Origin of the sequence: Legionella fallonii LLAP-10 (assembly GCF_000953135.1) — a bacterium.
Classification (GTDB): Bacteria; Pseudomonadota; Gammaproteobacteria; order Legionellales; family Legionellaceae; genus Legionella; species Legionella fallonii.
The window spans coordinates 1018304-1037179 of record NZ_LN614827.1 but is presented as its reverse complement, the minus strand read 5'-3'; the positions used below and the strand labels follow the sequence as shown (position 1 = coordinate 1037179).

Genomic DNA, 18876 nt, shown 5'->3' with positions numbered 1-18876 from the left:
AGTTTGTTTATGACACTAAGTCAAAGAATGATATTATTGCGGATTTTCAGCGCCGGCGAAAGAAGAACAAGAATAATCACATGGATATTTTAGCGCAACCTATAGATACAGATAAAAATGCACTGACAGTGTTGAAAAACTATTTCGGTTTTGATTCATTCAGAGCCCCCCAAGAAGAAATCATTAATCAGGTCATCGCAGGACAAGATGTACTTGTGCTCATGCCTACAGGTGGTGGCAAATCGCTTTGCTATCAAATACCGTCTATTGTCAAGACAGGAGTGGGTATTGTTGTTTCTCCTTTAATTGCATTAATGGAAGATCAAGTAGCGGCTCTTAAATTACAAGGTATTAACGCAGCTTATTATAACTCTTCTCTAAGTAGTGATGAAGCCAGAAAAGTATTAGCGCAATTGCATAATAATGAATTAGATTTGCTCTATATTGCCCCGGAACGGCTTATCAGTACTTCTTTCTTAGAGCGATTAGACGAATGCGCTATTGCTTTATTTGCTATTGATGAGGCTCATTGTATTTCTCAATGGGGCCATGATTTTCGCCCTGAATATGCCTCGTTGGGTTTATTAAAAGATCGTTTTCCCTCAATCCCAATTATTGCCTTAACTGCGACCGCAGATAACCAAACCCGCCAAGACATAGTGGTGAAATTAAATTATCAACCACAACAGTATGTTGCTTCTTTTAACAGACCCAATATCCATTACAAAGTGGTTCCCAAGATTAATGCCGTAAAACAGTTGAGTCATTTTTTAGAATCTGAAGTACAACAACAATCAGGCATTATTTATTGTGGTACCCGTAATGGCGTGGAACGTCTTGCAGAAAAATTACAGGACTTGGGGTTTAAAGCGCGGGCTTACCATGCCGGCCTTAGCCATAATGAGCGACGTGAGGTACAAAATTTATTTAGATATGACCGTATTGATATAGTAGTAGCTACTGTAGCCTTTGGTATGGGCATAGATAAACCTAATGTACGCTTCGTTATCCATTATGATTTACCTAAAAACATTGAAGGTTATTACCAAGAAACAGGACGAGCTGGACGTGATGGGTTACCTGCGCGAACACTTTTGCTCTATGATGCAGCCGATAGTGCCAGGTTACGCTCTTGGATAATTAATACTCCTCTTGATGAACAAAGAAGAGTAGAAACGAATAAGCTCAACCATATGCTTGCCTTTGCCGAAGCCTCCCATTGCCGTCGGCAAATCTTATTACGTTATTTTGATGAGCCTTGTGACACTGAATGCAACTACTGTGATGTCTGTGACAATCCGCCTGAAACAGCTGATGCAACAATTGAAGCACAAAAATTATTGTCCTGTATTTACAGGTTGAAACAAAGCTTTGGATTAACACACACCATCGATGTGCTTAGAGGAGCCTCAACTGATAAAATAAAACAATTCGGCCATGATCAGTTAAGTACTTTTGGCATCGGTAAGGATAAATCAGCTAATTATTGGAAGCAATTAGCCTGGCAACTCATTCACAAAGATTATTGTGCACAAGATATAAACCACTTCAATGTGCTAAAATTAAATCCTAAGGCCATCCCATTGTTAAAAGGCGAGGAAAAAATTTCCCTCACCTTACCGCGGAACGATCTGGTAAAAACCAAAAAGAAAACTAAAGAAAAAACTACGTTTACTTCCAGTAATAGTCCCTTATTTGAGATGCTACGTAGTTTAAGACGCCAGCTAGCAGATGAAGAAAATAAGCCGCCATTTATGATCTTTAGTGATGCCACCTTACATGAAATGACTCAGCGAAAACCGCAAACTATGGAACAACTGCTAACAGTATCAGGGGTAGGTCAGCACAAACTGTCCCATTATGGTCATCATTTCCTTAAGGTATTAACAGAATTTAGTGAAGTTGAGTAAATGCTAATGATGTACCAATTACCAAGATCATTCTATGAACGAGATACCATTATCGTAGCGAAAGAACTGTTAGGAAAATACTTAGTACATCATGATGGAGAACAAGAGCGGATTGGAAAAATCGTAGAAGTAGAAGCCTACCTTGGCGAGCATGATTTAGCTGCCCATTCATCAAAAGGATTAACTAAAAGAACTGAAGTAATATTTGGTCCTGCAGGATTTGCCTATGTTTATCTCATTTATGGCATGTATTACTGTACCAATGTGGTGACGGAAACCGCAGGCATAGGTTCGGCGGTATTATTGCGTGCTTTGGAGCCTTTAACAGGCATTGATGGACGAACTCAAGGCCCAGGCTTATTATCCAAAGCCATGGGGATAGATAAAAGATTAAATAGCCATGATTTGATTAGCAACACCTTTTATATTGCAGAAATAAAAGATCAACCCTCCTTTACCATCGTAGAAAGGCCAAGAATCGGTGTTCACTATGCCAAAGATTGGGCTGATAAATTATTACGTTTTTATATAGAAGGAAACCCTTTTGTTTCTAAAAAGTAATTTTAAAGCAACGCCCACATAGATTGTCATCCTGAGAAGCTTGCAACGCAAGATTTCCTGATTATGGCACAATCACTTGCGAGTTCACTGCGTCTTCCAATTAGCCTTAAGTTTTAGTTAGAATTCTATAATAAGTGTGTTTAGGATTCATTCCTCAACCATTCCAGTTGAAGAGGAGCAAAGCAAGAGCCATCAAAGGATCTCGAAGCATTCACGCAAAAGCAAATTAATGGAGTTAAAGTATGTTTTGGGGTTATATTTTTTAATGTGGTGATAAAAGTTATTACACTGGACATACTGATAACTTAGAGGGACGACTTGCTGCCGAAAAGCAAATACAAGGGTGGAGTCGAAGGAAAAAAGAGGCTTCGAGACGGCGTAAACGCCTCCTAGGCCCGAACGGAATTCTATTGAACATTAAGGCAAAAACCCCTTAACTTGACGGCTCTGGGCTAGAAATAGCCCGACACAAGATGTTTTCTTGTTCTTATAAAGTTGGGCTATCTGTTGCCGACATTGCATTTACAGATTATTTACTATAACCAATCTTCAGGTGAACTTGATAATATTTCACTTTATTATCATCAATGAAACCTCTTGTTTCTAGCACTTCAAACCAATCCAACTTACCATGTAATTTTGCCGCTTGGTTAATTGCATTACTAATAGCTTGTTCGATACTGTCCTGAGAAGTCCCTACCAACTCAACCAGTTCATACACTTTATCAGTCATTTTTTTCTCTCCTTAGATCCATTTGCTCCTGTGCTTTAGCAATAGCCTTACGGATGGCTAAAGCCTCCTCTGATTGTTCAGGTGCCAATTGTAATAGTCGTTGCCAATACCCTATAGCATCCTCATAAGCATGGCTCATGAATGCATTCATAGCAAGCATAGCCAAAGCATCAGGTTGCTTAGGATTCTTTTTTAATAGAGTATTAAAAATTTCTATAATTTCTGGATTAAATTGCTGATGATTTAACTGCCATAAACTATGGGCATAATTAACGGCAAACTGTTCTTCTTGAGGTTCAAAATGATAAGCCTTGGCAAAGGCTTGGGCAGCATTCTGCTCATCGTTTTGACTGGTATACAGTCGCCCTAAAAGATACCAACCCTTAGCACTTTCAGGACTATCACTGAGCCTTGCTTTAAGTTTATCAATTAACTCCGCAGGACTTTTTATAGACTTAAGCATTTCTTGTGCTAAAGCCTGAGAGTTTTTTTGCTGAATGTAATTCTGCCATTGAGGAAAACTACCCCAAACAAAATATCCTGCAAATACCAATATTCCAATAAAGGGTACTAATACTATACTTGGCTTAAAATTGAGGCGTAAAGGATAAATAATTAAAACACTTGCTCCCAGCACTAATAAAATCAATACACCAACTAACCACCATTCATTCATAGGACGTTCGCTTAAAACAAGTTCGCCAAAAAATAATACAGCCTAATATTAAAAATAAAAAAGGCCCAAACCAAAGTAATAGAGTTACAGCCTTTACCGGGGGTTTAAAGAGAATAAAATCTCCATAACGTGAGGTAAGATAGTCCCTAATTTCTGTATCTGTTTTCCCATCCCTAACTAATTGATAGACCTGTAATCGTAAATCCTTGGCCAATTCAGCATTAGAGTCTGCCAAATCTTGATTTTGACAGACTAAACAACGTAAGTCCTTTAGAAGATGGTTAAATTGCGCTTCTTTTTTGGCAGTATCTAAGGGATAAATACTGTTTGCATGAGTTACAGAAATCAATAGGCTCATGATAAGTCCCGAAAAGAGGAGGTGAGCTTTTGTCATGACTCCTGCTCCAACTTTTTTATCAAGGGCGAAATATCTTTAGACCATGCCTCTTGATTCATAATGCCTACGTGTCTGTAGCGTATAATACCTTTCTTATCAATGACAAAGGTCTCTGGAGCTCCATAAACACCCAGGTCGATAGCAGCTTTACCTTCTCTATCTTGAACAATCAGTTTATAAGGATTACCCCATTGTACCAACCATCGTAAGGCATCTTCAGGTTTATCTTTATAATTTAAACCATAAATAGGCACCCCTTCACGTGCCAATTGCATCATAAAGACCTGCTCGTCGACACAAGCTGCACACCAACTCGCCCACACATTAAGTAATGCAACTTGGTTACGTAATTGGGTAGAACTAAAAGTAGAATTAGGTTCTTGTAATTGCGGTAAAGTAAAAACAGGTAAAGTTTTACCTAATTGCACTGAAGGCAAACGATGAGGATCTAAAGACAATCCTCGCCATAGAAAAACACTTAAAAGTAAAAAAAGAACTACAGGTACTATCTTCCATCCAATTGTTCTCATGCGTTGAGCTCCTGAGTACAAGTAACAGCAACTTTTCTTTTTTGATAATATCGTCTGTCAGTTAAAGCAAAAAAGCCACCGGCTAAAATGAGAAAACCACCAGCCCAAATCCAACGCACAAAGGGCTTATAATAAAGACGGACAGACCATGAACTATCAGTTAGGGGTTCTCCCAAGGCCACATAAATATCGCGAAATGGGGTAACATCTATTGCTGATTCAGTCATGGCCATTTGACCAATAGTGTAGAGCCTTTTTTCAGGATAAATCAGCTTGCTTTTATCCCCATAGCGTACTTTGAATTGAGTCCTAGTTCCTTGATAATTTGGACCATTTAACGGCTCTTGGCTGATAAACTCAATATTGTATCCGGCCAAATCTACGCTATTTCCAGGCGCCAATTTTACATCATCTTGTACGCCATATGCTGTAGATACCGCAATACCAATAACTGATGCAGCAACACCGCAATGGGCTATAACCATCCCCCAATAAGCTTGTCCAACATCAGCCAACCCCCTGTCTTTGATTCGCTTATAAGCGGCTTGAAAAGTGCTTAAAATGACCCAAGTAGCAAGCATCAAGCCAATAAAGGCTGAATAATTAAACTCTTTAGCCGTACTAATCAACAGAGCAATTGGTAGGAGAAGGCTTAATACAGCAGTACTACCGAGTTTTTTAAATACGGCAGACAAACTGTCTTTATTCCATTTTAAATGAACTCCTATCCCCATCAAAAGCAGCATAGGAATCATTAAAGGAACAAACACCGCATTAAAATAAGGTGCTCCTACTGATAATTTTCCTAAACCCAATCCGTCAACTAATAAAGGATATACAGTCCCCATTAACACCGTCAGCATGATCACGACTAAAAAAACATTATTTAATAATAAAGCACTCTCGCGGGAAAAAGGGCTGGGATTATTGTCTACTTGCAAGGTTTGTGCTCTAAACAGAAATAAAACTAAAGAACCGCCAATAACAGCTAATAGAAAACCTAAAATATACAACCCACGCTGAGGATCCACTGCGAAGGCATGTACCGAGGTCAATACACCTGAACGCACTAAAAAAGTCCCAATAAGACTTAACGAAAAAGCGGCAATAGCGAGCAGCATAGTCCATGCTTTAAACTGCCGACGTTGCTCTGTTACCGCTAAGGAATGAAGTAATGCCGTACCTACTAACCAAGGCATAAATGAAGCATTTTCAACGGGATCCCAAAACCACCAGCCTCCCCAGCCTAATTCTCTGTAAGCCCACCAACTCCCAAGAGTAATTCCTGTAGTTAAACAGCACCATGCGGCTAAAGTCCAAGGTCTAGTCCACTTAGACCAACTGGATTCAACTTTACCAGCCCATAAAGCAGCAATGGCAAAGGCAAAGGCAACTGAAAAGCCAACATAGCCCATATATAACATAGGGGGATGAAATAAAAATCCAGGATCTTGTAATAAAGGATTAAGATCACGTCCCTGGCTATCTAAAATCTGAAATTGGCGTAAAAAAGGATTAGAGGTCGTTAACAGAAATAATATAAAACCTATGCTTAACCAGCCAAGTACGACTAAAACACGTGTACGCATTGCTTTATCAAGACTCGAACTAAAATAACCGACCAAAATCATCCAAACACTAAGAATTGCTACCCACAAAAGCATGGAACCTTCGTGCCCTCCCCAGACGGCACAAAGTTTATAAAACCAGGGTAATAAAAGACTGGAATTAGAGAGCACATAAATGACAGTAAAATCATCTTTTAAAAAGCACAAGGTTAAACAAAGGTAGGCTAAAGCAACAAAGAAAAACTGCAGACTGACATAAGTTCTAGCTGCATCCATCCATTCTACACGCTTTTTTCGTAATCCAATTAATGGGACTATAGCTAACATGATGGCAGCAACTAAAGCCAGTATTAAAGAAAAAAGCCCTATCTCAGCAATCATGACTTCACCTTTTTAGCCAAGGCAGCTTTCACTTCCGGAGGCATGTAGTTAGCATCGTGTTTGGCTAATACCTGTAATGCACGAAAATTAAGATTGTCAGTAAGTAGGCCCTCAGCGACCACCCCCTGCCCTTCACGAAATAAATCAGGAAGAATGCCGTGATAAGTCACGGTAATGCTCTTATCAAAATCGGTTATTTTAAATTGCACGTCCAATCCCTTCTCAGAACGAATAATACTGCCTTTTTCAACCATTCCTCCTACGCGAATTGAGTGGTTGAGAGGGGCATGTCCCTCGACAGCTTGAGTCGGAGTATAAAATAAACTGATATTCTGTCTTAAAGCATATAAGACTAATGCCGAAGCTATGGCTAAAATAGACATAATAAAGAGCAACATCAGCATTTTACGCTTTCTAGCGGGTACCATAGACATTATTTCTTAAACCATCTTTGCAGTTTTTGACGGGTGCGAGTCTTTTGCCACTTAATCCCCAAAATATTCATGACTAATACGACACAAACAAGACCATAAGCTGGCCAAACATAAATGGAGTAGCCTCCCATAGCTAGCCACTCAAACAACTGATTCATTAACATTCGCCCTCAAATTGAGTTCTAACCCAAGATTGTCGTCGCTCACGGATCAATACCTCATTACGAGCCTTTTCTAAAATAATCCACAAACAATATAAGAAAAATCCAACTAAGGTTAAAAGTAAAGGATATAGCATGCTGCCAGCAATTTTAGGTTTTGCAAAAGCAGACAAAGTAGCCCCTTGATGTAAAGTATTCCACCAATACACTGAATAATGGATAATGGGTAAATCAATTAAACCAACTAATGTTAATATGGCAATTATCTTATCCCCATCTTCCTTATTTTTTACTGCTTGATGTGTTGTTAAAATTGCCGCGTAAAGCAACAAAAGAATTAATTCAGAAGTTAGACGGGCATCCCAAACCCACCAGGCTCCCCACATTGGCTTACCCCAAATACTACCTGTTACCAAAGCAAGAAATGCCATACTAGCGCCCACTTGAGCCACTAGACTAATGAGTAAGCCTGCAATTTTGATACGCCAGACTAAAAGCAATACAGCAAGAAACCCCATCCAGGCATAAAGCGCCATCGATAAAAAAGCACTAGGCACATGTATATAGATAATCCTATAAGCTTCACCCTGTTGATAGTCTGGTGGAGCAAATACCAACCCCCATATGATGCCAATGGTTAGAGTCACTGATGCACTCGTAGCTAACCAAGGAATGAGGCGCCCTGATAGAGTATAAAAAATCTTTGGAGAGGCTAATTGATATAAAAACTTCCACATAGGAAACATTAAAATCAGGAAAAGAACGGGATTTTATCACGCCTGAGAACTTTCGCAAAATTTAATAGACTTCTTTCCAAACTCTAATGAAACTCCCCTCCTCCTTCGGCGAGCATCTCATGACCATCATCTGCTTTCAAACCAATAAAAATACCTGCTGAAAGCATTGTAATAATACTCATGGTAAAAAAGGCATGATGAAATACTGTTGTCGTGAGCACTGCATGCGATGAATAAAAGCGCAGCAGAATAGCTCCAAAGGCCACACCAAATGTTTGAGCTAATACTTGAGTAGTGCTAGTAATGCTCGTTAAAGCACTCAAGTCGTCATCATTGATTTCAGCAAAAGCAAGTGAGTTCATCGCCGTAAATTGAGCGGCAGTAAACAAACCGAAAATAAAAGTTAAGCTGGCAATAATATAAGTTGGAGTATCGTTGTTAATTATTTGAAAAGCGCCTAAAACTACTCCCATAAGCAGCGTATTTATTAGCAAATAGCGTTTATATCCAAGCTGACGCAAAATACGAAAAGTAATCAGCTTGGAACAAATAATACCGAAAGCAATAGGAGTTAATAAAAACCCTGATAATTGAGCACTAAAACCAAGGCCGATTTGTTGTAGCAAAGGCAACAAAAACGGCATTCCGCCAAAACCTAATCGTGCGCATAAATTACCGAACACGGAAACACGAAAGGTGCGAAAACGAAAAAGCTTAGTATTGATTACGGGATGAGGATAATTTTTTGCATGAATAAAATAGGAGATAAACATAAAAAGAGAAATCAAAAGCATTAAGACAATTGAATGTATGTTAACCCCTGACTCACTCAATTGAGATAATGAAAAACACAATAATGCTAAACTTCCTCCAAACAGGATAAAACCAAGAGCATCAAAAGGACGTGCTCGTTTTGGAGCCGTATCCTTTAAACCATAAACAGCAAGGATAATGGCCAAAATTCCGGCAGGAATATTAATCCAAAAAATCCACGGCCATGATAAATGTTCCGTAATAACACCACCTACAAATGGCCCTATCATCACCGCAAGAGAAACAACGATAATTACCGTATTCATTGCTTCAACCAATTGATGCCTTTCAAAAGTTCGTGCAACAATTAACCGACCTAAGGAGATCATAAAAGCCCCGCCAATTCCCTGGAAACTGCGAGCAATAATGAGGTCAGACAAAGTATGTGCATAACCACAGCCAAAAGAGCTTAGGGTGAATAGTGCTATCGCGCTGATATAAATTCGTTTAATGCCGTATTTATCGGCAGTCCAACCACTAATAGGAATAAATAACGCCAAACTTAATAAATAACTAATAAGTGCAATTTTTAAATCAACTGGATTGACCGAAAAATCACGTGCCATAGTAGGAATAGCCGTATTAATAATGTTGGTATCCAATACGTCCATAAACAATGCCAAAGAAACAGTAAACATTGTTATAAGTTTTTTAGATCGTGTCATAGTGTTCGTAAATCATCGCTTTAAAACTCTATCCCATTATTGTAGATTGGCTAAGAGAGCAGTTTTGCTATATTGCTTGTAACCTATCACTTTAACAGCATCCTCAGAGTCAGAAAAGAAATTTCATGATATTCCAAGGTAGACATCCCCGGCCACTTTAACAAAATAATAATTATAAGCAATAAGTTATAAGCTACTTGTAGACGAATTATCGGTGCAAACCGGTATCCATTGAAGTTTAAACAACTACTGGATGTCGACTTTCGTCGGCAATTCAAAAATGAGTCATGCAAACGATATAAGCCTCAAATGTTCAAAAATCAACCTATATTATGTAGTGCCTCATTAAAAAACAAAATGATCTCAATGGATATTGACTGACAAATATTTATTCGTGATACTGGGGAAGTAAGAATTAAATTTGTTCAGTATTACAAATATTTGAAACTTACTTTAATCAACAAGGAGGTTCCCATGTTAACACGTGAACACATTCAGAAAATTATTAAAGAATGTCGTGAAATAGGCAATGATGGGCTTGATAATGGAATACACGCATCCATCCCTGATTTGAACGTAGATATAGTAACGCCACCTATTGATTTTCTAGGTGCCGGGGGTAATCCTGCTGTTTTTGTTAATAAAAATACATTTAAACTTTTAGGTTCATTACATCGTGATTGGATTGTAGACCGCACTATTGCTTTAAAAATTAGCTTGTTTAATCAGGCGCCAATTCAAATAATAGGAGCCATCGTCCATGAAACAGGTCATGCGTTTAATGTGGCAGCCCAAATAGATAATACTGAAACAAACGCCTATATATTCGAAATTGAAGCCATCCTCCACTTGCTAAAATCAGGCTACTTACTTTCTTATGGTTGTACGGAAACAGATGTATACTTTTACTTTGACTCTCGATTAAGTTATTACCGCCAGGGAGTTCACGAGAGTAAATATCTGGCCTCTCTAATGGAAAAAATTAAAGTTTCACCAAAGCCAGAACCTGAAGCGTCTCCGCTACCCTCAATAAGCCTAGTTTCTACACCTATTATTGCCTCTACAAATGTTAGTACGCCCCAACGCAATACTCTTTTTGCCCAAAAATTGATTAAGACCTCTCTTCCCAAAGACTCACCATTCTCTGACTGTGAGGAGTTTATAAACGCAGGAAAAACGCTAACAGCGCCTTTTATTAGAAGTAAACTTTAGGTATTAGAAAATAATCGAGGCTCTGGAAAGAGCCTCGAAATTTAAATCGCATACGTTGAATCAATCAACCATAAATAGGTTATCGTTATATTGAAAAACAAAATGGCAGAAATCATACAAAAAAAGAGAATTTTGGTACGCGTACTGCAAATAGCTAAAAAAATATAAATTGCATAATTAGCAAATAAAAACCTGGTAATCCCCATTAAATTCTGTGATAAAACGGCCATTAACCAGCACAAAAGCAGGAAAAGAAACTCATTATATCGTTTTTGTCTATAGAAGTAGAAAATAGGAAGCATAGATAAGATAGCAAACACTGTATCTATTGCATTTCCATGAATTGATTTAATCGCCTTCACGGGATGCAACCAACTGGTATGAAATCGCGCCCATTGTTGTTGAATGTTATAGAAAGCTAAAAAATCACCCGTTTGAAATTTTAAATAAACCATATAAATCAATAAGCCAGATAGAGATAAAACGAGCAGAACCAATAAAGATAGAACACGTTTTTTGGTAAATGCAAAGTTACCGCTTCGTGCATAGCACAATAACAAAGGCAACGACATGGCAGCCCCCTGAACCTTTGTTGCGCTGAGTAAGCCGCAGCAAATAGCTGCAGCAACATATTTGTTATTGGTAATAAGATGAAGGGTTAGTAACGAAAGAAAAATAAATAATGATTCTGTATATAGTGACAATATATAAATATTTTCACTACTAACTCCTAAAATCAATGTAGCAATAAGAGCAATATTTTTTGAATAATTTGAAGCACAAAATTGATACAATAAAATCATCGATGCAAAAAATAGTATTTGATTCAAGACAATAACACTAAATTCGCTATTAAAAATCTGGATAAGACCTCTAGAGATCAGAGGAAATAATGGAAAAAAAGCCCAGTTCGCTTGACCTGAAAACATGCTATCGTCAATAGGATAAGCAACCGTGTCGTATCCATGAGAAATTAAATTCTTATACCATTGACAATCCCAATGACATACGTTGTTTATTAAATTATTTTCAATAATCTGTCCTTGTAACAAAATAAAATAAGTAAAAACATAAAGTAATTTGCCCAAAACAAAGAAAAATACTATAGAAAGCAGATAATGTTGAGACAAAAATTTAATAGCAGGCTGATTGAATTGCCTACATTCTATCTCTCTAAAAAAATTCTGTGGGTAGTGGGTATTGAGTTGAAATGCCATCTTACATTTAATCCATTATTTATCAGTTTAATTTAATCGACATGGCTTATACGAATCACTCCGGCAATAGCATAAGGTAAAAATCCTACTGCAATAACAGACATAGCTAACAGCAAAGCCAAATATCCTTTAATAGGCAAGCCTTGCATAGCAATATTTAAAGTCGCGCTACCAAATATGAGTAAAGGCAGGGTTAAAGGTAATAAAATTAAAGCCATCAAAGCGCCTCGTTGATTGACCCCTACTCCAAAAGCGGCAGCCAGGGCGCATAAAAATAATAAGGCGGGTGTTCCACATAAAAGACTAAGTATTAATATCCAGGTTTCCCATGGACTAAAGGAAAATAGAATAGCAATAAGAGGACATAAAATAACTATGGGTAACAAATTGAAAAGCCAATGAGCTGTTACCTTAGCAGCAACCATAAGATTTAATGGTAGCCCTGAAACAAGCCATTGCTCTATTACTCCATGCTCGTAATCTTGTTGAAATAAACGCTCTGCTGAAAGTAACATCGATAACAACATAGCCATCCATATCAACCCCGGAGCAATAGTTCTCATTAAAGCTAACTCCGGTTTTAACGTCAGTGGAAAAATAAATAACAACATCAAAAAAAATAAACAAGAGTTAACTAAAAACTTAATTTGTCGCACCTGAATAAGTAATTCTCGTTTAAATAACCTTAAAAATAATGAGAACCCGGAAGTCACAAATGATACTCCTGATAATCGGAACTACTCATAGGCAAGCTTTGATGAGAAGTTAATAATACAGCCCCCCCCTGCTTTCGGTGATTCTCTATTTTAGCCATAATAATTGATAAAGCAGCATCATCCAACGCAACCAAAGGCTCATCCAGAAGCCACAATTTAGCATCAGACATCCATAATCGAAGCAATCCCACCTGCCTTCTTTGTCCAGCAGAAAGCAAACCACAAGGGGAATCAAGATGACTTCCCAATTTAAAAATTGAAACCAGTGTATCTATATTGCTATCAACGTCTTGATAATGAAGATCAAAGAAACAATTTTCTCTCAAACTGAGATAAGGATTAATGCCTGTCTTATGACCTACAAAACATATCTGACGCTGATAGGCTGCTAAATGATTTGCTATATTTTGCTTTGCAAAGAGAATTTGTCCTTGTTCCGGTTGATATAAGCCTGCAATTAACTTGATTAACGTGGTTTTTCCAGACCCATTAGCACCTCGCAAGTGCAGCAGTCCCCCAGAAGGCACATGAAAAGTAACCTTTTTTAGCAAAGGCTGCTCTTGGTAGTCAAAATCAAGATCAATAACGTCAAGCATAGGTCAAATCATTCACTTTAAAAGTGGAGACTAACTATAAATAAAAAACAAAACAAGTTTTTTGAATTCAATATCCTAGTTTATCTTGCGAAGTCGTTATAGGAGCGCCATAATCTGTTTTATTTTTTTAAGGGATATGATGGAATTTCTTAGTCAATATGGGTTGTTTCTATTAAAAACAGTCACTCTTGTTATTGCCATATTAGTTCTTATTGCTGGCGTTTTTGCTCTAGGCCGAAAACCTAAGCATAAATTGGATGTTACCTCGCTCAATGAACAATACGAACACATTCATTCACTAATGCAAAAGGAGGTTTTAGGTAAAAAAACTGAGAAAAAGAAAAAAGATAAAAGTAAAAATAAACAGCCCACCCTTTATGTCCTGGATTTTCATGGAGACATTAAAGCATCACAGGTTGAACAACTCAGAGAGGAAGTATCTGCTATTTTAAGCATTGCTAAGCAGGAAGACGAAGTACTTGTTCGACTAGATAGCCCCGGAGGTTCCGTTAACGGCTATGGACTTGCTGCAGCCCAACTGCAACGAATTCGCGAAAAAAATATTCCTTTAACCGTCAGCATCGATAAAGTAGCGGCAAGTGGAGGGTATTTAATGGCCTGTGTGGCAAACAGTATTATTGCCGCCCCTTTTGCAATCATAGGATCTATAGGTGTAGTGGCACAAATCCCTAATTTTCATCGCTGGTTAAAGAAAAACAATGTTGATATAGAGCTGTTAACGGCAGGGGAATATAAGCGCACTTTAACTCTTTTTGCTGAAAACACAGAAAAGGGAAGAAAAAAATTCCAAGAAGATCTGGAAAAAATACATACAGCGTTCAGAGAATATGTTCTATCTAATCGTAGTCAGCTTGACATAGACAAAGTCTCTACAGGGGAACACTGGTTAGCCAAAGATGCTTTTGATCTACGTTTAGTAGATAAATTGGCCACTAGCGATGACTACCTCATAGGAAAAATGGCAAACTTTAAAGCGTTTAAATTAACGATTCAGCCTAAAACTTCTTTAGTAAATAAGCTCATTAAACCAGTAATGAATTTAATGCATCCATGGGCCTAGTCAATTATTTTTACTAGTACTTCTTAGGGGAACTCCCCTAAGAGCTTGTTAATTAATTCGCTAAAAATAGAACAATGCTGTCATTTACGGGCATTGCGGCGCAGTGTACATAGAAATACATAAGCAACGAAGCAGGCTCGTGTTCATTTTTAGTAGAGTTAATTAACAAGCTCCAAGAAATGCCAAAAATTAAATAAAGATATATACTTATTATAAATATATTTTTTTACGAGGAAATAAACCATGAGCGATTTCAAATCTAAATTGCCGGACTTTAAAGAACTAACCTCAATGACCACTAAACTCTATAAAGGCCTCAAAAATAGCGTGCAAGAAATAATTCAAGACTACAAACAAAAAAGAGCCGAAACCGAGGCAACACCTGCTGAAGAAAATAAAGAATCCACAAAACCAGAGGAAAAAAAAGCGACACCTCCAACTAAACCTCAAGAAAAACCAATTACTACTCCAGAAGAAAACAAGGACGAGGTAGAGAAAAACTCCAACAAAGAATAAAAATGATAACTTAATCCAGTCCCAGCGCAAAACCTGAAAATGTGGGGAGTAGAACCCAGAACGATTTAAAAGATTTCTTCCTCTGTATTTTGCTTAAAGCTTATGCGCTGGAAAATGAAGGTATTGAGGCAGAAAAAGAAATGACTGTCTCGAATTATGATATGTAATGCCAACTGATTTTTAATTCTTAACTAATAATTCGTTATAGTAGCAAGCACTGTCCCTGGTGCCATTAGTGTTGCATTGGTAGGATCAAATACAGGGGCAGTAAACTGACCAACAACCAGCTGTGTAGAATAATAACTAGTACTAATTATAGAGTCCGCTGGAGCTTGATAAACCAACCCAATAGGTCCGGCAATCGGAGTAATCGCTATATCTGTTACCGGAGCAACACAATTTTGACCGACACCAGACCAGACAGTAACCGCCCCTTGAAACTGGAGGGTCGTGGTAAAACAAGGTTTTGAAGCACCATTATAAAAAGATAGAGTTACAGCCGTATTAGTCAACCCTCCATTCCCCCCCACAGCACTGTTCCACAATAAATTGACAACATCAATTCGTTGCATTGGCGCATTGGCCAAAGCAAAAAGATTAGTTGACACACCCCAAATAGAGAATGCTGCATAAATCTTCCATTTTTTTTTCATATAAGTCCTTTTTTAACGAAGTTATAACATTAATCTAACAATACCGATCCTATGCTTGTATCGGTATTGCAAAGCAATTATTCACATTAAATGGGTTCGTTTGATCAAGATTGGTAAACACAATATATCCTGTGGATGGATTAGTGAATTTCCCCGCAATAACAGCTATATTATGACCAGGGATTAATTGATCTTGCATGACGTAATTACCGTTAAGGCTATAAGAAATAATAGTACTGGTAGTGTCAGTGAAACTACTGCCTAATAATACATACTGAAATGGATAGGAGGTATCTATATAACAAACCACATTATAGGTAACGGAAGGAACTACTCCATTAAGTGATATGCTTACACTAGTATTTGCAGCCACATTACCACCGCCGCTTAGAGGAACAACAGAACTATTAATAGCCGCGAACCCAGTTGCTGAGGCCAAAACAAACAAAAAAACAGCAATGATATTTTTTCTCATCATTAATCTTCCTTGAATAATTTTATAAAAATCAAGTAAATGATTCTAACTCTGGCAGATATGTGCTCACTACTCCTATTGATCTTCTTTTTTTTCTAATGTCGAAGTAAACAACATGAGAGCCATCCCCATGAGAGCGCCGACAGCAGAACCAATGCCCGGTAATTTTAGGCTGCCTATTATAGCTCCTAAACCCATACCAATAGATAACTCAATGCTAATCCAAAATGCATTGAGCATTACTGCCGATATATTTTCTGGAGAAAGATTAAGTAATTGCAGCGTTCTTTTATGAATTTTATAGACAGTAATCAATCCAGTAATTACCCCACCTAATGCAGCCCCAATAACACCACCAATAAGCACACCAACGGTAATATCTGGATTAACATCAAATAAAGGAGTCATGCACCCGCTGCATACTTTATACGCATAACCAATAAACCCACCGGAAAATACCCCGACAACACCTCCAGTCAAAATCCCAATTAACGAGCCTATTATGGCTGCAACATAGATATTAGGATTATTGATTATACTAAGAATTTTAGTAAAGAAAGATTTAATATGTTTTATAATACTCATATACAGCTCAATTCATTTATCAGTTCAGATAACTTAGCATATCGCATTTCTCTTTAGAGCTACAAGCAACCTTATTTTAATCACTCAACTGAAAGCTGCCAATCAAAGCAAAATATGCTACTTTAGTATCTTGATTTCACGATCAGAATAATGCTTGGAATTTATGTGTGGCAAAAATAATACAAAAAAAATAAACCGTGATACTGTAGTTTTACTCCAATCACTCATCGTATTGTTAGGAGCTCCCTTTTTTTTATTTATAGACAGTCCGTGGATAACTCCATATTGCCCTTATGGACAAGACGTCACTAATATCATTATGGTTTTTATCTACAGTTGGTTTTTATTTGTTGCCCGAGGCAGATTATATTGGATAATATTATTAATGACTATTTCTAGTTTATTTGCCGAGGCAATTGGCTCTTTGCTTTTAACCCTATATCAATATCGTCTAAAAAATATTCCCATGTATATTCCTTTGGGACACGCAGTAATTTACGCCACGGTATATCATGTTTGTAGGCAACCGCTAATTTGGAAACACCACAAAGCGGTTGAAAAACTTTTAGCCAAAGTTATTTTCGTAATAGTATTTATGTCCCTTTTTGTCTTAAATGATGTCGGCGGGTTCATCACCTATATTATATTTTTAATTATCTTTCGCCAAAGAACTCAGCCTATTTTTTATTTAACTATGTTTGTCATGGTTTATTATATAGAATTATGCGGCACTGTTTGTTCTACTTGGGCGTGGTATGTGGTTGTCGGAAATCACCCTTCTTATCCAACAATTGGCTATACTCCTTCGGGTATGGCAGGACTTTATATCCTTATAGATTTGACCAGTAATTCTATCTATTATTATCTGCAGCGAATAAAAAAATATCTGAATACTTTAGGCCTAAATTTTAAATTAGGTAATCGCGCTCAACTAATGGAACCGACTTAAAAGGGATTATTTTTTACGTTTTTTTGTTTGGAAAAATCCGCTCATACATAACTGGGACATACCAACAGCCCCTGAAACAGCAAACATTATTGGAATTAAAAAACTAAAATTAACTCGTGTCAGTTCAAACATTAAAATGATTGTTGTAATAGGCATTTTCTGTCCAGCGGCAAGGAAAGCTGCCGCACCAACAATAGCAAAAGCACTTAATGGAGTTCCAGGCCATAGAAAACTCCAAAGCCCTCCCAAGGCAATAGCTAGTAAAGCGCCATTTGCAAGAGAAGGCGTCAGCAGCCCCCCTTGAGCCCCTGTTCCTAAGCTGCTCCAACAAATTAATGTCCTCAAAACAAGAAGAATCAGACTTAATTCAATTCCTGCTCCATTTTCAAATCCTAGTTGTACAGGACTTTTGCCATTACCTAATAAAACGGGAAAATAGATAGCAAGAAAACCAATAATCGAGAAATTAATAAAACATAATATGGGCATATGCCAATCATGTCGCGCATTAACACGAGCCTTATTCGCTACTAATATAAACCAGTAAGCAGCATATCCAAACAACGGCCCAATTAATATAGACCAAACAACCAATGAATAACTAATATCTAATGGAAGAACATGATAAAGAGGATCATTACCAAGCCCTATCCAGGAAATCACCACAGCAATTGAACTACTTGCCAATGCCGGCAGAAGAACTGACTTTTTGAAAGTACCTAATAATACTTCCATTGTAAATAGTGCTCCACCTAAAGGCACATTATACACCGCAGCCAATCCTGCCCCGGCTCCGCAAGCCAACATAATAGTGCACTCTTCTGGATTAAGCTTAAATTTGGTTGCAAGCCAGTAAGAATAAATGGAGCCAATTTCTCGAGGAGCCACTTCACGGCCTAAGGGAGAACCCAATGCAATAGTTACAATTTGTAGTAACGCATGGAGTATTGTGGCGCCAACAGGCATTTTTTTCTTGGATTGCACGGCGTCAGCAATACTTACTAATGGTTTCCCGTAGTTATAAAGAGCCCACCATCCTATTCCTGCAACTAAACCACATAGCATAAGAATCATAACTCTTCTTTGCGGGGAACATGCTTGCACCCCTTCTAAGAAACTTTCTGGACTAATAATTTGGCTAAGGCTATATCCATAAGCAATATGTTGAATATCATGTAACAACAAGACCAGGAGCATTGCTAAAAAGCCTGAACCTACTCCTACAAAAATAGTAGCAAAAAAAAGATTTGTATATGGGGTAGTGGAGTGCTGAATATTTTTCGAAATTGCATTCATTATTAGCCCACCAC

22 protein-coding genes are annotated in these 18876 nt (G+C 37.7%); 6 read left to right on the top strand and 16 right to left on the bottom strand.

The annotated features are described in order from the left end of the window. Nucleotides 1–80: 80 nt before the first annotated feature. Nucleotides 81–1910: a DNA helicase RecQ gene (gene recQ / locus LFA_RS04140; RefSeq protein WP_045095046.1), complete on the top strand. Its 1830-nt coding sequence runs from the start codon at nt 81–83 to the stop codon at nt 1908–1910. Between the two features lie 9 nt (nt 1911–1919). After that, nucleotides 1920–2471, top strand: coding sequence for a DNA-3-methyladenine glycosylase (locus LFA_RS04135; RefSeq protein ID WP_157010414.1), 552 nt, complete (start codon nt 1920–1922; stop codon nt 2469–2471). Between the two features lie 529 nt (nt 2472–3000). Here the strand turns inward: LFA_RS04135 and LFA_RS04130 are convergent. The 9 genes from LFA_RS04130 to LFA_RS04090 form a co-directional block, all read right to left on the bottom strand. Beyond that, complete coding sequence (locus LFA_RS04130) at nt 3001–3204, bottom strand: dodecin (protein WP_045095045.1); 204 nt, start codon at nt 3202–3204, stop codon at nt 3001–3003. Further along, nucleotides 3197–3880, bottom strand: coding sequence for a tetratricopeptide repeat protein (locus tag LFA_RS04125; protein WP_045095044.1), 684 nt, complete (start codon nt 3878–3880; stop codon nt 3197–3199). Before LFA_RS04125 ends, LFA_RS04130 begins: the two co-directional genes overlap by 8 nt. Then, a complete protein-coding gene (locus LFA_RS04120) occupies nt 3873–4274 on the bottom strand; it encodes a cytochrome c-type biogenesis protein (protein ID WP_045095043.1) in 402 nt (133 codons plus the stop codon). The genes LFA_RS04125 and LFA_RS04120 overlap by 8 nt, the downstream gene beginning before the upstream one ends. Next, nucleotides 4271–4807, bottom strand: a complete 537-nt coding sequence (locus LFA_RS04115) for a DsbE family thiol:disulfide interchange protein (protein WP_045095042.1) — start codon at nt 4805–4807, stop codon at nt 4271–4273. The genes LFA_RS04120 and LFA_RS04115 overlap by 4 nt, the downstream gene beginning before the upstream one ends. Further along, nucleotides 4804–6756, bottom strand: a complete 1953-nt coding sequence (locus tag LFA_RS04110; protein WP_045095041.1) for a heme lyase CcmF/NrfE family subunit — start codon at nt 6754–6756, stop codon at nt 4804–4806. Before LFA_RS04110 ends, LFA_RS04115 begins: the two co-directional genes overlap by 4 nt. Next, entirely contained in the window at nt 6753–7184 is a 432-nt protein-coding gene (ccmE, locus tag LFA_RS04105; protein WP_045097414.1) for a cytochrome c maturation protein CcmE, read from the bottom strand. The genes LFA_RS04110 and ccmE overlap by 4 nt, the downstream gene beginning before the upstream one ends. 5 nt (nt 7185–7189) lie before the next feature. After that, on the bottom strand, nt 7190–7348 hold the full coding sequence (gene ccmD / locus LFA_RS04100; protein ID WP_045097413.1) for a heme exporter protein CcmD: 159 nt from the start codon (nt 7346–7348) through the stop codon (nt 7190–7192). Beyond that, nucleotides 7348–8088 carry a heme ABC transporter permease CcmC gene (gene ccmC / locus LFA_RS04095; RefSeq protein WP_045097412.1) on the bottom strand — a complete coding sequence of 247 codons (741 nt, stop codon included), beginning with the start codon at nt 8086–8088 and terminating at the stop codon, nt 7348–7350. The genes ccmD and ccmC overlap by 1 nt, the downstream gene beginning before the upstream one ends. Before the next feature lie 83 nt (nt 8089–8171). Next, nucleotides 8172–9566: an MFS transporter gene (locus LFA_RS04090; RefSeq protein ID WP_231865904.1), complete on the bottom strand. Its 1395-nt coding sequence runs from the start codon at nt 9564–9566 to the stop codon at nt 8172–8174. A gap of 474 nt (nt 9567–10040) precedes the next feature. On the opposite strand from LFA_RS04090, the gene LFA_RS04085 reads away from it, so the two are divergent. After that, nucleotides 10041–10778, top strand: coding sequence for a hypothetical protein (locus tag LFA_RS04085; RefSeq protein WP_052673851.1), 738 nt, complete (start codon nt 10041–10043; stop codon nt 10776–10778). A gap of 41 nt (nt 10779–10819) precedes the next feature. Here the strand turns inward: LFA_RS04085 and LFA_RS04080 are convergent, their stop codons facing one another. From LFA_RS04080 to ccmA, 3 genes are read right to left on the bottom strand one after another with little or no spacing between them, the layout of a single operon-like run. Further along, nucleotides 10820–11995 (bottom strand): glycosyltransferase family 39 protein, encoded by a 1176-nt coding sequence (locus LFA_RS04080; RefSeq protein ID WP_045095040.1) that lies wholly within the window; start codon nt 11993–11995, stop codon nt 10820–10822. Between the two features lie 32 nt (nt 11996–12027). After that, nucleotides 12028–12708, bottom strand: a complete 681-nt coding sequence (gene ccmB, locus LFA_RS04075; protein WP_045095039.1) for a heme exporter protein CcmB — start codon at nt 12706–12708, stop codon at nt 12028–12030. Next, nucleotides 12705–13307, bottom strand: coding sequence for a heme ABC exporter ATP-binding protein CcmA (gene ccmA, locus LFA_RS04070; protein WP_045095038.1), 603 nt, complete (start codon nt 13305–13307; stop codon nt 12705–12707). Before ccmA ends, ccmB begins: the two co-directional genes overlap by 4 nt. A 139-nt stretch (nt 13308–13446) precedes the next feature. On the opposite strand from ccmA, the gene sohB reads away from it, so the two are divergent. Then, the gene (sohB, locus tag LFA_RS04065) at nt 13447–14388 is read left to right on the top strand and encodes a protease SohB (protein ID WP_045097409.1); all 942 of its coding nucleotides are present in this window, start codon (nt 13447–13449) and stop codon (nt 14386–14388) included. 243 nt (nt 14389–14631) lie between these two features. Then, entirely contained in the window at nt 14632–14904 is a 273-nt protein-coding gene (locus tag LFA_RS04060) for a hypothetical protein (RefSeq protein WP_045095037.1), read from the top strand. A 191-nt stretch (nt 14905–15095) separates the two neighbouring features. Here LFA_RS04060 and LFA_RS04055 read toward each other — a convergent pair whose 3' ends face one another. The 3 genes from LFA_RS04055 to LFA_RS04045 form a co-directional block, all read right to left on the bottom strand. Continuing rightward, complete coding sequence (locus LFA_RS04055; RefSeq protein WP_045095036.1) at nt 15096–15557, bottom strand: hypothetical protein; 462 nt, start codon at nt 15555–15557, stop codon at nt 15096–15098. 49 nt (nt 15558–15606) lie between these two features. Further along, a complete protein-coding gene (locus LFA_RS04050; RefSeq protein WP_045095035.1) occupies nt 15607–16035 on the bottom strand; it encodes a hypothetical protein in 429 nt (142 codons plus the stop codon). A gap of 72 nt (nt 16036–16107) precedes the next feature. Then, the gene (locus LFA_RS04045; protein WP_045095034.1) at nt 16108–16617 is read right to left on the bottom strand and encodes a hypothetical protein; all 510 of its coding nucleotides are present in this window, start codon (nt 16615–16617) and stop codon (nt 16108–16110) included. Nucleotides 16618–16780: 163 nt separating this feature from the next. Between LFA_RS04045 and LFA_RS04040 the strand changes: the two genes are divergently transcribed. Next, the gene (locus LFA_RS04040; RefSeq protein ID WP_052673850.1) at nt 16781–17566 is read left to right on the top strand and encodes a hypothetical protein; all 786 of its coding nucleotides are present in this window, start codon (nt 16781–16783) and stop codon (nt 17564–17566) included. Between the two features lie 6 nt (nt 17567–17572). Here LFA_RS04040 and LFA_RS04035 read toward each other — a convergent pair whose 3' ends face one another. Then, on the bottom strand, nt 17573–18862 hold the full coding sequence (locus tag LFA_RS04035) for a chloride channel protein (RefSeq protein WP_045095033.1): 1290 nt from the start codon (nt 18860–18862) through the stop codon (nt 17573–17575). Nucleotides 18863–18876 lie beyond the last annotated feature (14 nt).

What these genes read in the sequence shown, in the direction of transcription:
- LFA_RS04130 (WP_045095045.1), bottom strand. Translation starts at nt 3,204, where the DNA reads ATGACTGATAAAGTGTATGAACTGGTTGAGTTGGTAGGGACTTCTCAG.
- LFA_RS04110 (WP_045095041.1), bottom strand. Translation starts at nt 6,756, where the DNA reads ATGATTGCTGAGATAGGGCTTTTTTCTTTAATACTGGCTTTAGTTGCT.
- ccmE (WP_045097414.1), bottom strand. Translation starts at nt 7,184, where the DNA reads ATGGTACCCGCTAGAAAGCGTAAAATGCTGATGTTGCTCTTTATTATG.
- LFA_RS04080 (WP_045095040.1), bottom strand. Translation starts at nt 11,995, where the DNA reads ATGGCATTTCAACTCAATACCCACTACCCACAGAATTTTTTTAGAGAG.
- ccmA (WP_045095038.1), bottom strand. Translation starts at nt 13,307, where the DNA reads ATGCTTGACGTTATTGATCTTGATTTTGACTACCAAGAGCAGCCTTTG.
- LFA_RS04055 (WP_045095036.1), bottom strand. Translation starts at nt 15,557, where the DNA reads ATGAAAAAAAAATGGAAGATTTATGCAGCATTCTCTATTTGGGGTGTG.
- ccmD (WP_045097413.1), bottom strand. Translation starts at nt 7,348, where the DNA reads ATGAATCAGTTGTTTGAGTGGCTAGCTATGGGAGGCTACTCCATTTAT.
- LFA_RS04040 (WP_052673850.1), top strand. Translation starts at nt 16,781, where the DNA reads ATGTGTGGCAAAAATAATACAAAAAAAATAAACCGTGATACTGTAGTT.
- LFA_RS04115 (WP_045095042.1), bottom strand. Translation starts at nt 4,807, where the DNA reads ATGAGAACAATTGGATGGAAGATAGTACCTGTAGTTCTTTTTTTACTT.
- LFA_RS04125 (WP_045095044.1), bottom strand. Translation starts at nt 3,880, where the DNA reads ATGAATGAATGGTGGTTAGTTGGTGTATTGATTTTATTAGTGCTGGGA.
- sohB (WP_045097409.1), top strand. Translation starts at nt 13,447, where the DNA reads ATGGAATTTCTTAGTCAATATGGGTTGTTTCTATTAAAAACAGTCACT.
- LFA_RS04060 (WP_045095037.1), top strand. Translation starts at nt 14,632, where the DNA reads ATGAGCGATTTCAAATCTAAATTGCCGGACTTTAAAGAACTAACCTCA.
- LFA_RS04050 (WP_045095035.1), bottom strand. Translation starts at nt 16,035, where the DNA reads ATGATGAGAAAAAATATCATTGCTGTTTTTTTGTTTGTTTTGGCCTCA.
- LFA_RS04090 (WP_231865904.1), bottom strand. Translation starts at nt 9,566, where the DNA reads ATGACACGATCTAAAAAACTTATAACAATGTTTACTGTTTCTTTGGCA.
- LFA_RS04085 (WP_052673851.1), top strand. Translation starts at nt 10,041, where the DNA reads ATGTTAACACGTGAACACATTCAGAAAATTATTAAAGAATGTCGTGAA.
- LFA_RS04120 (WP_045095043.1), bottom strand. Translation starts at nt 4,274, where the DNA reads ATGACAAAAGCTCACCTCCTCTTTTCGGGACTTATCATGAGCCTATTG.
- recQ (WP_045095046.1), top strand. Translation starts at nt 81, where the DNA reads ATGGATATTTTAGCGCAACCTATAGATACAGATAAAAATGCACTGACA.
- LFA_RS04135 (WP_157010414.1), top strand. Translation starts at nt 1,920, where the DNA reads ATGTACCAATTACCAAGATCATTCTATGAACGAGATACCATTATCGTA.
- ccmC (WP_045097412.1), bottom strand. Translation starts at nt 8,088, where the DNA reads ATGTGGAAGTTTTTATATCAATTAGCCTCTCCAAAGATTTTTTATACT.
- LFA_RS04045 (WP_045095034.1), bottom strand. Translation starts at nt 16,617, where the DNA reads ATGAGTATTATAAAACATATTAAATCTTTCTTTACTAAAATTCTTAGT.
- LFA_RS04035 (WP_045095033.1), bottom strand. Translation starts at nt 18,862, where the DNA reads ATGAATGCAATTTCGAAAAATATTCAGCACTCCACTACCCCATATACA.